Below are 14,335 nucleotides of genomic sequence, written 5' to 3' on the forward strand. Positions count from 1 at the left end.
TTTACATACTACTTAATTAAACCATACATATTGAAAAAAATAGTATTCTCTTAATATACGGAATTCTACAAATATTTATGAGTAAAAAATGACAATGTGAAGTCTTATGCTGATAAATCTACTCTCAAAAAAGCATGTTAGGGAAATTATGACTTTTTTGAATGAATCAGGTGAAGTACATTATAGCATGATTCAAAAAAGTTTGAAAATAAATAAAGGGACCCTTTCAAGTCTTTTATTATTATTAATGGAACATGAACTAGTCGATAAACGGAAAGATGAAACCGATGGAGACGAAGGATTAATAAAAACTTATTATTACTTAACAGAACACGGCAAAACCGTAATGAGTCTTTTTGAAGTTGAAAAAGCTCTTGAAAATCGTGATAAAAAAAAGTTAGATAATTTAACAACCTACATTATCGGTAACAATAACCAAAATATTGGAAATATAAACGTAAATAATAATTTCATGAGTAACAACAGTTTTCAAAAATAGTAAAATTGATGTTAATTTTGTTTTTATCGAAATTAAAGTTTATTTTGATTGAATATTGGATATCCATTAATTTTACGGGGGTAAATTAATGTTCAAATCTATTAAATGGGTCTCTATTGAATTTTCAGATGATCCAATACCTAAAAAATCTGAAAAAACAAAGAAAACTAAAAAAATAACTAAAAAAGAAGCTTTTAAAAAAGGCAAGGCTTTTGAGTTATACTGTTTAGATATTTTTCCAGAAAATGAGTTTGATTTACTTGAAATGACACATAACCCAAATTCTGCAAATGGTAGATTTGTTGAAAGTGATTTGAACCCAGATTTAAAATTTAGAGATAAAAAAACAAATGTTATTTTTAGTGTTGAATGTAAATACAGGAGTAATTTATTCAAAGGGGCTTTTAAATGGGCTAAATATAAAGATCAAGCTGATAGATATCGAGAATATGAAACAGAAAATAATATTCCTGTATTTATTGCAATGGGATTGGGTGGAACTCCAGATGATCCAGAACAAATGTTTATAATGCCACTAAAAGAAATAAAATATAATTCAGTTTATCCGAGTGCTTTGGAAGATTATGAAATTACCGAATCTCAAGACGTTTTCAAAATTTTAAGATAATATGTTTGATTAAGGAAATATTGAAAATTTACATGTAAAAAAGTAATTGGGGTAAATATTAATTTTGTTTTTAAGTTCTGATCGATTGACCCTCACGTAGAACTTACTTCCGTTTCCGTGCAAGGACATTTTTTTTGAGAGTCTTTTTTACAATAACGGACATTTTCTTTAAGTTTAATATCGTTTAACTTATCCTGTGCTTTCAAATAATTTAAAATGTCCTTAAATCCAGAATTGTTACAATATTTTAGTGTATTTAACTCGTACTGTATATTCTCGGTTAATTTTTTAGCTTCGATCAAGCTATCAATAGGTACTGTTTTTAACTCGTAATCTGCTTCTTTCCTAAGATCATGTAAATCTATCATATAGTTAACTACTTTCCCAAATTTTTTATTTCCAATTTCCTCTGAAAAACTTTTTAAATATGTTTTAACATTGCTGTGTGCATACGATCCCTTTAATCCAGATGCATTAAGGGAATCTTCAGATTTGATAAGTTCCCTGATGTTCAAAAAAGTATAATAGTAGTATCTGCCTATAGCAGTCCTACATATTCCTTCCCTAAATTCCGAGTTGCAACTTTTATATAATGCATCTGCAACTTCTTTGAATTCCCCAATATCCATTTTAACAGATTTAAACAAGTTATCCCTATTCGTATTTGATTGATACTTTTACATTAAATGATGAGTCTGGAAATCTTTCATATATTTCATCATATAACCCATCTAAAAAGTTTATTTTTTTAACAGGGTCTACTTTATTTTTAGTGCGTAATATGACGTTTACGATATTCCATTCTTCATTCCAATCGTGTAAACATTCCGTAATATTAACTTCAAGTCCATTTTGAACTTTGGGTATGATGTATTCTGAAATTTTTTTAGATAATTCTTGCAATTCATTTGAAATTCCCAAAAATTCATCTGAATCATCAAAGAATATATTTAATTTACTACTGTCTTTCCTAAATATTTTGTCCATTGCTTTAAATGGGGTGTTGGTATTCATCAAATACGATGGTAAATCAAAATTTTGGGGTCCGCAAGTAGGGTTTGGAATGAATGGCTTGAAGTATTCAAATTCAGAATATCCAACAAGTGTCAAAGCCCCACCAAATTCTAAACTATGCTCATTTACATAGTCCAATATTGCAGATCTTGCGTTTGGGAGCATGAATATCGCCCTCGTTATTCAATTTTTTTAGGAAATTCTTCAACTTTTTCGTCTATTTCTTTTAAATATTTATCTAAGTCTTGTAGCATTGCTCTAGCAGTTTCTACTGTAAAATATATTCTAAGGGATGATTCCCAATTATTTTCCCTATTAATTAAACCGTTTTTTTCATCATTTATTATTTTAAGATTATTTCTTAAAACATCCATCATAAGCATGCTTTTATTGAATGGACAAACTAATATCGCAGGAGAGAATTTTTCAGTAAAATCTGGGGATTTTTTAATCTCCATTTTATCTCCGTTCCCTTCCATTTTACCACATCCTAAAAATTAAGAATTAATTATACTATTTTACAGATTATACTATAAAGTTTACGGTATAAATTAAATGAAATTATATATATACGTAATAAATTCTTTTAAACTTTAAATTTTAAAAATTACTCTTTTTTCAAATTTTTGATAAACTCCACGATTAAACCTTTAAATTATTTATACGATTTTTAACAGAGGAGTATTCATTCGAAATTAAAATAATGGGGCAGAATAGGATTTAAAAGAATATAAAAATGCCCGATATGATTTTTAGTTTAAATGAGGAGATATTTTGGACGATAAATTAAATGATCTCAAAATTGAACGTGAAACTTACAAGAAAGTACTTTACAGGTATTTGATACTTCTTTCGATTGGAATTAACCTTGTGGGGGCACATTTGGTACTTCTTTTAAAATTGCCTGCTTATTTAGATAGTGTTGGAACTATTCTTGCTGCAATTTTAATGGGGCCAATAATTGGGGCAGTTGTGGGCCTTGCAACACATTTTAGTTTAGGGATAATCATGGGTCCTGTTTATTTTCATTTTGCAATCGTAAATGGATTAATTGGACTAATTACTGGTTACATATTTGATAAATATCCGTTTAATTTAAAAACAGTTCTTTCGGCATCAGTTGTTATTTCGCTAATGGCTTCACTGGTTGGAAATACTATAAGTTACATTGTATTTTCAGGAATTACTGGTGAATCAGTTGATATATTAACAAAACATCTATTGGAACTTGGGTTCAACCTGTTTACTGCTGTTTACATAACAGGATTTTTCTCAAATTTCTTGGATAAGTTGATTTCATTTGCATTAGTATTCTATATAATAGTAATACTGTGTGATAAATTCGAAATAAAAGAATTTGAGATTTGTAAAAAATAATTTTAACGTATTTCCCTTAAATTTTAAATTACTCTTTTTAATTGATTGAAATGAATAAATAATGTTTCATTATTTTTAAATGGATTAATATATTATTTTAGCGATTTAAACTGGATATAATGGTTAATTTTAACAAAAAACTGAAAATAATAAATACTTTTGAAAAAAGAGTTATATCATAGAACGAGGGGTGGTAAATATGGTTGATCTTTCAAAATATGATACATACGAACTGATAAAAAAGTATCGAGTTTACTTTAAAGAAGGCGAAAAACCTGCAAAAATAACAATTGAAAGATACTTAAAAACAGGGGAATATTATGCACTTTTAAAACTTCCAGATGGTAGAAAATTTAGTTCCCATCCTGCGAAAACCCCTGAAGATGCATTAAATGATCCAGTAATTTCATTTAATGTAAAATAAAAATTCTCCCCAAATTTAAATTACTCTTTTTAAATTGATTGAAAAATGTAATAGATTTAAAATAAAAATATTACATGAGCGTAATATAATCTTCAGGCATGTTGTCTATATCGTACGTTTCGATAGCTTTTTTTATCCGTTCAATTTCAAAAGGTACATGAATTGTTTTTATGGATTTTGAATCAATCCTGAATTTTAACAGTTTTGGCCACAAATCGCTCTTTTTTAAAGGGTTTTCACCATATCCGCCAACATATGCCATAATTACAGGCATTTTATTTATGCCGACAGCCTTTTCCAGTTCAAACGGCAGTAATTTTCTATCCCTATTGTATACATCAGAGATAATTACGAGCATGTTTTTAGACTTCTGAATTCTTTCAAAAGCTCTTGCCTTACGTGTTTCATCAGAAATATTTTGTTTTTCAACATTTTCAGGACATATATTTAATTTTAAACCATATCTTCTGAATTATTCCATTCTTTTAAAATTTGAAAGTATTTTCTATCGATTTCAGTTGGATTCGTTGTACCACAGCCATTAAAAGCCACGTATGTTCCAGAACGGCATTTCATATTAATCCCCTTCATATATGCTAACAATTAATCTTCGATTTAACATTAAATTGGAAATTAATCCTTCATATTATATATACGATTTTTAATAAATACCTGTATCTTAACTTTTATTATTTTATAATCTTGATTGATTAACCACTATCCGAAAGGGGAAAACAAATGCCTGAACTTGAAATAAGAAAGAATATTTTGTCATGTCAAAATAGCAATTCAAAAGTACTTTATAAAAACAGCATATATTGATCAAGATATATTGAAAAATATATGTGATATTTATTGTAGGTTTAAACTATGGAATTGGTAAATGATACTTGTAAGATATGGGAATATATGTATGCAGTTTCAAGAGACTACCTTTACCAGGACATTCCAAAAAAAGAATTTTTGGAAATCAGCATGAGTGATAAAATTTATCTTGAAACAGTGTATTACATGGAAAACCCTAAAATTTCCGAAATTGCAGAAAAATTGCACCATACAAGTACTGCAATTACGAATATGACTAAAAAATTAGAAAAAAAAGGCTATGTTAAAAGAATAAAATCAGAAGGGGATAAGAGGGAAGTGAGGGTTGAATTAACAAAAAAAGGAAATTATTTATTTCTATGGAATGAAGAAATGCATAATGTAACGGTAAAGGAAATAAAAGAACTTTTAAGCCCTGAAGAATTTGAAAATTTTAAATTTTTAATTAGAAAAATTTCAGAAGATTTTGAAAATAAATTAGACGGTCTTTACAGTCAGAACAAAAATATCAATAAATCAGATTGGCCACCAATAATTTAAGTTTTTTAATATACATTTTAAAAAATCTCTTTTTAATTTATAATCATTGTAAAAAAAGTGTTTTTATGGCCCAATATAAACCAGATGAGTTTTTTTAATTTCACTTGGAGAGGGTGAAAAATGTCACTAGTCATATTTATAAAATTCATTATCGTTTGGATCATTGGGAACATAAAAACATTATGATATAAAACTTGAATCATATATAAATAATAGCAATTTAACCGGAAACATAACTTATAAATATAGTTTTTTTATTTCTATTTTTTCGATTAGTGTTAAAATAACAATATTAAAAAATCAATAAAACTCATTAAAATAATGTTCTGGAAAAGGTGTTCCGTTAATTCAATTGGGGTTGAATATTCATTTTTTCCAGAACTTTTCCACAATAATTCAATAGGTGTCATTTAAACTTCAGTAGGTGTTATTTAAACTTCAGTAGGTGTTATTTAAACTTCAGTAGGTGTTATTTAAACTTCAGTAGGTGTTATTTAAACTTCAGTAGGTGTCATTTAAATACCCAGTTAACGGAACTATTTTTAATATATATTAGTAATATATAAGTTTTTCGGAATTTAAAGAGTTTTTAAAGGTTATTTTGACATATGGAGTATTATCTAGAATGATATACTCAAAAAAATAGAATTTATTTCTAAAATATAAATTTAGAAATCAAATACACCCAATTTATTAGCAACTCTTAAAATAACTGCTCCAATGGTGTTCATATGGGTGTAATTTGGAACGGGAATTGCGTATATTTTTTTCCAGTTTTTATTTTTATCTTCAAGGTGTATGTTGTATTTATCGATGGAATATCTTAAAATGTCGTTTTTTCGCCACAATGAGAATTTTAAATAGTTTTTTTCATAATCGCCCATAAGTTCTTTGTAAGCATATTTTTTAAACACATCAAGGGCCAGTTTCTGTTCTAAATTCAGAGTTAGTTCCTTTATTTCATCCCGTAATACATTCAATACTACGACGGTAGATAGTAAAAGTTTCATATAGTCTCTCGGATTTAATTTATCAAATCCTTTCTTTTTACCTTCACAGTATGTTGTAAAATACCGTAAAATTTCAGAAGACGTTGAAATGGTTTTTGAACACAGTGAATTATATGGGGAAGATTCAAAATCAAGATCGCACTCCATTTTATACCTCTTGAAAAATAAAGAAAAAGAAATTAAATTTTAAACTGACTTGATTTTTTAGTTACTCGTTCTGCGACTTGAGTAACTTCTTCTGCAATTCCTCTGATTTCTTCAATAATTGAATTCAGTTCTTCAGTTGAAGCAGTAACTTCTTCTGCAGTTGCAGTAAACTCTTCTGAAAGTGCAGCAATATCCTGTGCATTCTTTAAAGCGCCTTCGGTATTATCCGTAGCACTCTGTGCACCCTTTTTAATATCATTTATTTTGATTGCAGCATCGTTAACACTTCCTTTAATTCTTAAAAGTGCATCGTTTACTTCATCGATTGCAATTACTCCTTTATCGACTTCATCTTTTCCTTTTAATCCAAGATCCATTGTATCTTCAATTCTTCGATTTACGCCGTCAATTGTATGGTTAATGTCTTCAACGGATTTTTTAATTTCTTCTGCAAGTGCTTTAATTTCACTTGCAACAACTGCAAATCCTTTTCCAGCATCTCCAGCACGTGCAGCTTCAATTGAAGCATTCAATGCCAAAAGTCCAGTCTGTTCTGCAATATCTTTAATTAATCCGGTAACGTCGTTAATTTTTTTACCGTCATCACCAAGCATTTGAATTGCTTTTCCTAATTCATCAATAACATTGGTTATTGACTGCATTCTTGTAATTGCGTTTTCAACTTTTTTAACTCCATTTTCAGAGTTTTCGCCGATTTCTTCGGCAGCTTTGACTGTTTCTTCTGCTGCACCATAAACTTCTTTTGCAACACCATATGTATTTTCAAGTTGGTCTGACGCTTCTTGTAATTTTGCAGATTGATCACTCGAAGCTTCTGCAACCTGATTTGCAGCTTCTGTAACTTGCGTTGCGGTTTCTTCTGCACTTTTAAGTTCGTCTTCAACTTTTTGAACCTGACTTGTTAATAAGTCAACTTCTTCTCTCAGGTCTTTAATCAACTGTGCAACATTTGCAACTGCAGTGTTGATTGCTTTTTGAAGGGTGTTATTTTCAGTATTTTCATCAGCCCTTGCTGTAAAGTCCCCTTTTGCAACATTGTTCATTACATTGGTTACGTTATTAAGGAGATTTGCAAGTTCAACTTTATCCATATCCATAGTTTTCATTAAATTCTTAATATTGCCAGCCATTCCATTGAATGAATCTGAAAGTTCTTGTAATTCATCGCCAGTTTTAACAGAGGTTTTGTAATCATAGTTACCATTTCCAAATTCAGAAGTTCCTTTTTTGAGTTCTTCTATTGGTTTTGTAATTTTTCTTCCAGTGTACATTGCAATCAAAATCGAAAGCAATAAACCTAAAAGTGCTACGATTATAATCTGATTTCTAATTCCATTAATAACTGCTAAAAATGGACCTTCTGGAGTCCCTACAAAAATCATACCCACTACATTTCCATCCATATCTTCTATTGGAGAGTATTTTGTAATGTATGACTGGCCTAAAACAGTTGCAGTTCCAACGTGTTCTTGGTGATTTAAAGCTTTATTATAAACTTCTTGTGATGCAGTAGTCCCAGTTGCATCTCTTCCATTAGTTTGAACAGTTGTAGAAATTCTGACATTTTTAAGGAATATTGTAGCTTCATTTCCAGTAACCTGTTTAACTCGGTCTACCCAGTAATCATCTTTGTTTACGATATCTACAAGTGCTACACTTCCCACAAGTTTTCCAGAATTGTAAACTGGAGCAACTGCACATATTGCAAGAGCATCGTTTGCATTATCTACCTTATAATCGCTGTATTTTGAAGCCTCAGCTCCAGAAATTATCAAAAATGAACTTTGAACTCCATTTCCAAGTAATTTTGATAATACAGGTTTTAAATTAGTTTGAACGTTATCACTTGATGATATGATATTTCCATATTCATCAGTAAATGCAATTAAATCCACTTCTGAGGATTCTTTCATATTTTCTGCAAAATTAAATAATATTTCATCGTCGTTATTTGAAACTGCATCTGAAACTATATCTAAATTAGCAGTATAATCCGCATTAGTTTCAAACTCTGACATTACATTGTTTATCGTTTCTTCAAGTATTTTTAAATTAAAATCTACGCTGTTTTCACCTTGTATTTTCATTTCATTTGATATTTTGTTTGTTGAAACCCCTCCAACAATCATAAGTGGGATTACTGCACAAAGTATCATGAATACAAGTATTTTTGTACCAATTTTTTTAAAACTTATTTTCAAAATTATACACCTAACATATGGATTGGGGAATATACTTAATTAACTGTTAATTAAGTTTCTTTGATCCGTCTATTTATTGAGATATATATTGTTTTTATGTAGGTAGCTGAAAATAAAAGTTATTAACTTAAGTGGAGTACCCAATAGTAAAACCGATATATTAAAAAATAGAAAAATAGTTTATTAGTATTTAATTTTAAACTGCTAATCATTTCTTATTATTCATAACTCGTAAATACTCTTTTTTTCTTGATTCCTTGTTTGAATGAACGTACCCGGAAGTAGTGTTTAAATTTGAATGACCCATTATTTTTGATAAAACAATCAAATTCATTTCATCTTCACAGGCTAACGTTCCAAAAGTATGCCTGAAAACGTGAGGGGTAACGTCAAAAGGAATTTTATCCTTAGTAACTTCTTTTAAATATTCTCTAAATTTATCAATTGCGTAATTTGTAACCTTTTTACCCTGTTCAGTTACAAAAAAGCAGTTTGTTTTTAAATTTAAATTTTCTCGGTATGCAATATACTTTTTAAGATGATTTAAAAGCTCGTTATCGATAAATACATATCTATCTTTACCGCCTTTTCCATCTCGAATATATATTGATCGGTCTTCTAAATCCACGTCATTAAAAAGTATATTTTGAAATTCTGATATCCTAACACCAGTTTTTAAAAGAAACAACGTGTAAACGTAATAATCATAGTTCATTACTTTTGCTAACACAGTTGCCACTTGTTTTTCACTTAAATTTATTCTTTCCTTTTTTTCAAACTTGAGAGTTTTTACAAAGGTTTTCACTGGATTTTTAAATAAAAACTGGTGTTCCACCGCCCATTCATAAAATCGATTAACATCATTTAATCTTTTGATTTTAGTGTTTTTATTTACGGCTCTTCCGTCTCCGGTCTTGTTATATCCATTATAGAAGTTTATTGCATCTTCTATTGTGATATTTTCCCAGGTTTTATTTTCATCAAAATACCGCATAAATGCTTTTAGACCGGATTTATAGTACTTTACGGTATTTTGACTATGGCCCGAATGAAATTTTAAAAATTTTTCAACGAGTTTTTCTGAAGATTCATCCATGATATCACTTAATTTCTAGTAATTATTTCATAGTCTTCGCCCATTGGTAACATTAAATCCCTAAGTCTGAAATATACTTTACCTTCTTCCACCCTTTGCTCCACAGTAGCCCCAAATTCCCTATGATTTGCTAAAATATACTTAAAAAGATTTATTTTACGATCATCATTTGAATAATTCAATACAACGAGAATTTCATCCCAAGCAGTCCAGATATCTTCATCCTTACTTCTTAAATAATCCTTAATTTTAACATACATATCTTGAATTTCAGTATCTGTATAAATAGAAACTAAATAATCAGACAAATCTTGTAAAGCAGTTGTAACCTTATCGTTTGATTCATTTGAAGTGAATTGAACATTTTCCAAAAGCGATATTATTTTATCCAATTTTGTATCGGTACTTTCGTTACCTTTTTCATAAATTTTATCAACCATATTCATACAAAATTTTGCATAAGAGCCGACACTTGAGAAACCCTTGTCTTTTGCCATCTCTTGATACTTTTTACGTTCACTATCATCAGTACAATATACTTGCAAAAGTACAGCCAAAAAAACCACCCCTTTATATACTAAATACCGTTTAATATATTGGATGAAATGAATATTTAATTATATATTAATATAATATATAAAAGACTCGATGATGATTGTCATCCCTGCTGACTTTAATTTGTTATATTAGTTGCAAATTAAAGAAATGATGAATACAGGGTTCCTGAGAGTTGCTCTATTTTCTACCCCATTCATCATCAAATCGAATAATATCATCTTCTTCCAAGTATTCTCCGATTTGAATTTCAATGACTTCTAAAGGCACCATCCCGGGATTTTCAAGTCTGTGTTTGAACCCACCGTTTACAAAAGTGCTTTCACCATTGCTAACAAAATACTCTTCATTTTCAACCGTCACTTTTGCCATTCCTTTTACAACCACCCAGTGTTCACTCCTGTGATGATGTAACTGGCTACTGAGTCTTTTTTTAGGATTTACAGTTATTCTTTTTATTTTATAAAAAAATCCTTCCTCTAAAACCGTATATGAACCCCATGGTCGATAAACAGTCTGGTGAAATTGCGTTCTTTCATCTTCCATAGATTTTAATTTGGATACTATATTCTTAACACTTTGAGAACTTCCTTTTTTGCAGATCATTAGTGCATCTTTGGTATCAACCACGATACAATCATCAATATCTGAAAGTGCAACCATTTTTCCAGTTGGAGAATAAACCAAATTATTTTTTGAATTGATTGCTATGTTTGACTTTTCAATAATATTTCCAGACTCGTCTTTTTCAAACTCATCGTAAATTGCATCAAAACTTCCAAGATCGCTCCATGAAACATTTAAAGGAACTACTGCAACATTTTTAGATTTTTCCATTAAACCATAATCTATTGAAATATCAAGAACATTTTCATAAATTTCATCAATATCTTCAGATTCAAACGCAGTATATATGTCGTTAGAGTATTTTTTAACTTCTTCTACGAATAAATCCGAATTAAATAAAAACATTCCGCTATTCCAAAGATATCCTTTTTTAATATACTCTTTTGCTGTTTTTTCGTCGGGTTTTTCTTTAAATTCCAGTGCTTTGTTACCGATTTCAAAACTTTCTCCAGGCATTATATATCCATAGCCCGTGTGGGGAGTTTTTGGAACTATGCCATACGTTACAAGATTATTTTTTGCCAGACCTTTTGATTTATTTACGGTATCTACAAAAATTTCTTCGTTTCCAATTAAATGATCAGAGGGGAGTACAAGAACATCCTCGTTATTTCCGGCACTTTTTACAGCATAATATATTGCAGGAAGCGTATTCTTTCCATTAGGTTCTATAAGTACATTATTTTCATTAAAATTGATCCCTAATTCTTCTATTTGCATTAAAACTAAAAATTTATGTTTTTCGTTTGTAACTATTAATACGTCGTCAGGTTTTGCCAGATTTAAACTTCTTTCAAAAGTTTTTTGGAAAAGCGATTCTCCAAGCTGTTTTAATTTTATGAATTGCTTTGGAAAATATTCCCTACTCATTGGCCATAGCCTAGTTCCACTTCCACCTGCAAGAATTACGACTTTCATGTTATCCCCTTTGAAATAATATATATCAAAATTATTTTAACCCAAATAAAAAGTTAATTATTTTACCATTGATCCAACAATCACGTTGTCTTTTACACGGAGCACTTTTACTTTAACACGTTTTCCAATCAATTTATTAACTTCATGTTTATAATCGATTATCTGGATTACTCTGTTTTTTGATGCACCGATAACTTCCCCATTAACCCGTCCATCCATTAAAAGGGTTACTGAAATCGTTTCGTTCAATTTAAAAGGACATGGCAACCTTTTCCGGCTGTGACTTCCGAAAAATCCGTGTAAAGGAACCTCTAAATCCAAGTTTATTCCATCTTTAAGATATTCTTTATGATAAACATCCAAAAGATTGTAAAACTTTGGAAAATCCCAAACTCTCATTTTTGGAATTTTTCTTCCAAACTGGTAAGTTAAACATAACTGCGGGCCGACAATCGGATTTTTCTTGTTTGTTATGGGGTTTATCGTAGTTTGTGGTGTTTTTTGATCCAATTCAACTGCAAAATCGAGCACTTTTTTAAATTCTTCGTCATTGTAATGTGGAAGTAGAAGTGGTGCAATCAAAAGATGAATTTTGGAATTTTTTATGTACTTCGCAATTTCTAAAATTTTTTCGATATCGTATTTTTTGCTTCCTGAGAGCCCTTTTGAGAACTTTTCATCGATTGCATTAATTGAAAGATTAATTCTGTGAAGTCCTGCCCCTTCCAAGTCATCGATCAGCTTTTCAGTTAAATTAACTCCGTTTGTCTGAATTGAAACTATTCCTTTGTTTTTATAGTTTATCTCGTTTAAATTTTGAACTAAATCTGGAAGTGGATAATACAATGAAGGCTCCCCCTGTCCATCTAGGTGTGCTTCAAGCTTTTTATAGCCTTTAAAATCTGCAATTTTTTCGTATTCGGAAACTAAATAATCCATATCAACGTAATAGTCGTTTTTTCGGGATTTTGAGTGAATTCCTTCATCAACAGAACAAAAAGGGCAGTTAATATTACATCCGCTAAGCCCCCTTACCTGAATTACATTTGTACCCCTATCAATCAGCCCAAATGCGGTGTGCCCGATTAAAGGCGTTGGTTCTGTAATATAATAAGTTCTCCGGTTTGTTGTTTTATTCAAAAGTCCTTCTGAAATGCTTTGAGACATTTTATTCAATATTCCTGTCTTTAATGAACCTGTAAGCACCTGTGCAGACTCAGAATTGTCATTTACAAAATCTTTGAAAGTTAAAATTCCGTTTTCAAGAGATACATTATAATTCATTAAAACGCTTACTTCGTAAGTTTGGTTTATTTCGAGAACTAGAGTATTTTCATTCAATATTGAATTGGTAATCATCTTAAATTGATTTAAATCAAAAATCCAACAATTTTCATTCCATATATTATTTTTATTTGCATTTCTCGTCACATTTACACCGGAGATTTTTAAATATGTAAAAGTAGTAAGTATCCATATGATATAACTATATTTAATTAATTAAAAAGTGATTTTATGATAAAAATACTCGATGCTTCAGCGTTTATCCACGGATACAACCCCTCAATCGAAGAAGGAGAGCACTACACTACAAACGGAATCGTTTCAGAAGTCGTTTCAAAAGAAGATATTGTAAAATTGGCAATCGAATACGGAAAATTAAAAATACTCAACCCAAAACCTGAAACCATTGAAAATGTAGTGAAAACTTCGATAGAAACTGGAGACACTATTTCAAACAACGACATCGAAATACTCGCGCTTGCAATCGACCTTGGCGGAATTTTGTATACTGACGATTATGGACTTCAAAATGTTTCGAAAAAATTAAAAATAAAATATGAAAATATCGTTGCAGCAGGGTCAAAGGACGATTTCGTCTGGAAAAAAATCTGCAAAGGTTGTAAAAAGATGTATCCAATAAATTACCTTGATGATGAATGCGAAGTCTGTGGAAGCCCACTTTATCGAAAAATGGTAAAAAATAGACTTAAAAAAGGTAAAAAATTTTATGATAAAAAGAAAAAACCAAAAAAATTATTTTGATTATATTTACTTTTTAATTTAAAATTGACGTTATATTTTCAATTTTTCTTCGACTTTTTCTGCAGCTTCACTTACTTCTTCAGCAACTTCTATGATGTTTTCAGGAATTTCTTCTGCTTTTACTTCAGGGTTTATGCTTCTGAAACTGATTCCAAGTTCCCCATTTACGTCCATTGAACCAATTTTAAAGTTAATAATTTTTATATTCTGTTTCAAGTCCACTCGAAGTATTATTTCTTTGTCACTTAAGGAATTGATTATTCTTTCAAAGTCGTCCATAAAATTCCCCTCTTTTCGAATAACTTAAATCTTTTTCACGGTTTTATATCTGTATTTGGCATTATTTATACCTTTATTTTTTACCACCATAATTTTATAATTACAGTTATTAATAGGGGTAATAAAGA

18 protein-coding genes are annotated in these 14,335 nt (G+C 29.8%); 6 read left to right on the top strand and 12 right to left on the bottom strand.

Features of this window, described 5'->3' with window-relative positions:
• The first annotated feature begins 106 nt into the window (after positions 1 to 106).
• Together MMARC5_RS06520 and MMARC5_RS06525 are read left to right on the top strand one after the other, a co-directional pair.
• Entirely contained in the window at positions 107 to 499 is a 393-nt protein-coding gene (locus tag MMARC5_RS06520; protein ID WP_011869035.1) for a helix-turn-helix transcriptional regulator, read from the top strand.
• An 88-nt stretch (positions 500 to 587) separates the two neighbouring features.
• Positions 588 to 1,127 (top strand): hypothetical protein, encoded by a 540-nt coding sequence (locus MMARC5_RS06525; RefSeq protein ID WP_011869036.1) that lies wholly within the window; start codon positions 588 to 590, stop codon positions 1,125 to 1,127.
• Positions 1,128 to 1,219: 92 nt separating this feature from the next.
• Here MMARC5_RS06525 and MMARC5_RS06530 read toward each other — a convergent pair whose 3' ends face one another.
• From MMARC5_RS06530 to MMARC5_RS06540, 3 genes are read right to left on the bottom strand one after another with little or no spacing between them, the layout of a single operon-like run.
• Entirely contained in the window at positions 1,220 to 1,774 is a 555-nt protein-coding gene (locus MMARC5_RS06530) for a hypothetical protein (RefSeq protein ID WP_011869037.1), read from the bottom strand.
• Positions 1,775 to 1,781: 7 nt separating this feature from the next.
• Positions 1,782 to 2,306, bottom strand: a complete 525-nt coding sequence (locus tag MMARC5_RS06535; protein WP_011869038.1) for a hypothetical protein — start codon at positions 2,304 to 2,306, stop codon at positions 1,782 to 1,784.
• Between the two features lie 14 nt (positions 2,307 to 2,320).
• Positions 2,321 to 2,620, bottom strand: a complete 300-nt coding sequence (locus MMARC5_RS06540) for a hypothetical protein (RefSeq protein ID WP_011869039.1) — start codon at positions 2,618 to 2,620, stop codon at positions 2,321 to 2,323.
• A gap of 295 nt (positions 2,621 to 2,915) precedes the next feature.
• Between MMARC5_RS06540 and MMARC5_RS06545 the strand changes: the two genes are divergently transcribed.
• A complete protein-coding gene (locus MMARC5_RS06545; protein WP_011869040.1) occupies positions 2,916 to 3,518 on the top strand; it encodes an ECF transporter S component in 603 nt (200 codons plus the stop codon).
• A 199-nt stretch (positions 3,519 to 3,717) separates the two neighbouring features.
• Entirely contained in the window at positions 3,718 to 3,942 is a 225-nt protein-coding gene (locus tag MMARC5_RS06550; RefSeq protein WP_011869041.1) for a hypothetical protein, read from the top strand.
• 70 nt (positions 3,943 to 4,012) lie between these two features.
• Here the strand turns inward: MMARC5_RS06550 and MMARC5_RS09525 are convergent, their stop codons facing one another.
• Positions 4,013 to 4,300 carry a hypothetical protein gene (locus MMARC5_RS09525; protein WP_011869042.1) on the bottom strand — a complete coding sequence of 96 codons (288 nt, stop codon included), beginning with the start codon at positions 4,298 to 4,300 and terminating at the stop codon, positions 4,013 to 4,015.
• Between the two features lie 95 nt (positions 4,301 to 4,395).
• Positions 4,396 to 4,518 (bottom strand): hypothetical protein, encoded by a 123-nt coding sequence (locus tag MMARC5_RS09935; protein WP_269208415.1) that lies wholly within the window; start codon positions 4,516 to 4,518, stop codon positions 4,396 to 4,398.
• Between the two features lie 294 nt (positions 4,519 to 4,812).
• Between MMARC5_RS09935 and MMARC5_RS06560 the strand changes: the two genes are divergently transcribed.
• The gene (locus MMARC5_RS06560; protein ID WP_231288446.1) at positions 4,813 to 5,307 is read left to right on the top strand and encodes a MarR family winged helix-turn-helix transcriptional regulator; all 495 of its coding nucleotides are present in this window, start codon (positions 4,813 to 4,815) and stop codon (positions 5,305 to 5,307) included.
• 668 nt (positions 5,308 to 5,975) lie between these two features.
• On the opposite strand, the gene MMARC5_RS06565 is transcribed toward MMARC5_RS06560, so the two are convergent.
• The 6 genes from MMARC5_RS06565 to MMARC5_RS06590 form a co-directional block, all read right to left on the bottom strand.
• Positions 5,976 to 6,464, bottom strand: coding sequence for a hypothetical protein (locus tag MMARC5_RS06565; RefSeq protein WP_011869044.1), 489 nt, complete (start codon positions 6,462 to 6,464; stop codon positions 5,976 to 5,978).
• Between the two features lie 32 nt (positions 6,465 to 6,496).
• Positions 6,497 to 8,686: a methyl-accepting chemotaxis protein gene (locus MMARC5_RS06570; RefSeq protein WP_011869045.1), complete on the bottom strand. Its 2,190-nt coding sequence runs from the start codon at positions 8,684 to 8,686 to the stop codon at positions 6,497 to 6,499.
• 208 nt (positions 8,687 to 8,894) lie between these two features.
• Entirely contained in the window at positions 8,895 to 9,782 is an 888-nt protein-coding gene (locus tag MMARC5_RS06575; protein WP_011869046.1) for a tyrosine-type recombinase/integrase, read from the bottom strand.
• An 8-nt stretch (positions 9,783 to 9,790) separates the two neighbouring features.
• Entirely contained in the window at positions 9,791 to 10,348 is a 558-nt protein-coding gene (locus MMARC5_RS06580) for a hypothetical protein (RefSeq protein WP_011869047.1), read from the bottom strand.
• A 169-nt stretch (positions 10,349 to 10,517) separates the two neighbouring features.
• Positions 10,518 to 11,882 (bottom strand): mannose-1-phosphate guanylyltransferase/mannose-6-phosphate isomerase, encoded by a 1,365-nt coding sequence (locus tag MMARC5_RS06585; protein WP_011869048.1) that lies wholly within the window; start codon positions 11,880 to 11,882, stop codon positions 10,518 to 10,520.
• Positions 11,883 to 11,939: 57 nt separating this feature from the next.
• Entirely contained in the window at positions 11,940 to 13,313 is a 1,374-nt protein-coding gene (locus MMARC5_RS06590; protein WP_011869049.1) for a radical SAM protein, read from the bottom strand.
• Between the two features lie 84 nt (positions 13,314 to 13,397).
• Here MMARC5_RS06590 and MMARC5_RS06595 point away from each other — a divergent pair, with 84 nt between their 5' ends.
• Entirely contained in the window at positions 13,398 to 13,928 is a 531-nt protein-coding gene (locus tag MMARC5_RS06595) for a type II toxin-antitoxin system VapC family toxin (protein WP_011869050.1), read from the top strand.
• Between the two features lie 30 nt (positions 13,929 to 13,958).
• On the opposite strand, the gene MMARC5_RS06600 is transcribed toward MMARC5_RS06595, so the two are convergent.
• Positions 13,959 to 14,207 (bottom strand): hypothetical protein, encoded by a 249-nt coding sequence (locus MMARC5_RS06600; RefSeq protein ID WP_011869051.1) that lies wholly within the window; start codon positions 14,205 to 14,207, stop codon positions 13,959 to 13,961.
• Positions 14,208 to 14,335: the final 128 nt, after the last annotated feature.

Source organism: Methanococcus maripaludis C5, from assembly GCF_000016125.1.
GTDB lineage: Archaea > AGJL01 > Methanococci > Methanococcales > Methanococcaceae > Methanococcus > Methanococcus maripaludis_D.

Coding starts and splice junctions, on each gene's coding strand:
- MMARC5_RS06520 (WP_011869035.1), top strand. CDS start 107: ATGCTGATAAATCTACTCTCAAAAAAGCATGTTAGGGAAATTATGACT.
- MMARC5_RS06525 (WP_011869036.1), top strand. CDS start 588: ATGTTCAAATCTATTAAATGGGTCTCTATTGAATTTTCAGATGATCCA.
- MMARC5_RS06535 (WP_011869038.1), bottom strand. CDS start 2,306: ATGCTCCCAAACGCAAGATCTGCAATATTGGACTATGTAAATGAGCAT.
- MMARC5_RS06540 (WP_011869039.1), bottom strand. CDS start 2,620: ATGGAAGGGAACGGAGATAAAATGGAGATTAAAAAATCCCCAGATTTT.
- MMARC5_RS06550 (WP_011869041.1), top strand. CDS start 3,718: ATGGTTGATCTTTCAAAATATGATACATACGAACTGATAAAAAAGTAT.
- MMARC5_RS09525 (WP_011869042.1), bottom strand. CDS start 4,300: ATGCTCGTAATTATCTCTGATGTATACAATAGGGATAGAAAATTACTG.
- MMARC5_RS09935 (WP_269208415.1), bottom strand. CDS start 4,518: ATGAAATGCCGTTCTGGAACATACGTGGCTTTTAATGGCTGTGGTACA.
- MMARC5_RS06560 (WP_231288446.1), top strand. CDS start 4,813: ATGGAATTGGTAAATGATACTTGTAAGATATGGGAATATATGTATGCA.
- MMARC5_RS06565 (WP_011869044.1), bottom strand. CDS start 6,464: ATGGAGTGCGATCTTGATTTTGAATCTTCCCCATATAATTCACTGTGT.
- MMARC5_RS06575 (WP_011869046.1), bottom strand. CDS start 9,782: ATGGATGAATCTTCAGAAAAACTCGTTGAAAAATTTTTAAAATTTCAT.
- MMARC5_RS06585 (WP_011869048.1), bottom strand. CDS start 11,882: ATGAAAGTCGTAATTCTTGCAGGTGGAAGTGGAACTAGGCTATGGCCA.
- MMARC5_RS06595 (WP_011869050.1), top strand. CDS start 13,398: ATGATAAAAATACTCGATGCTTCAGCGTTTATCCACGGATACAACCCC.
- MMARC5_RS06600 (WP_011869051.1), bottom strand. CDS start 14,207: ATGGACGACTTTGAAAGAATAATCAATTCCTTAAGTGACAAAGAAATA.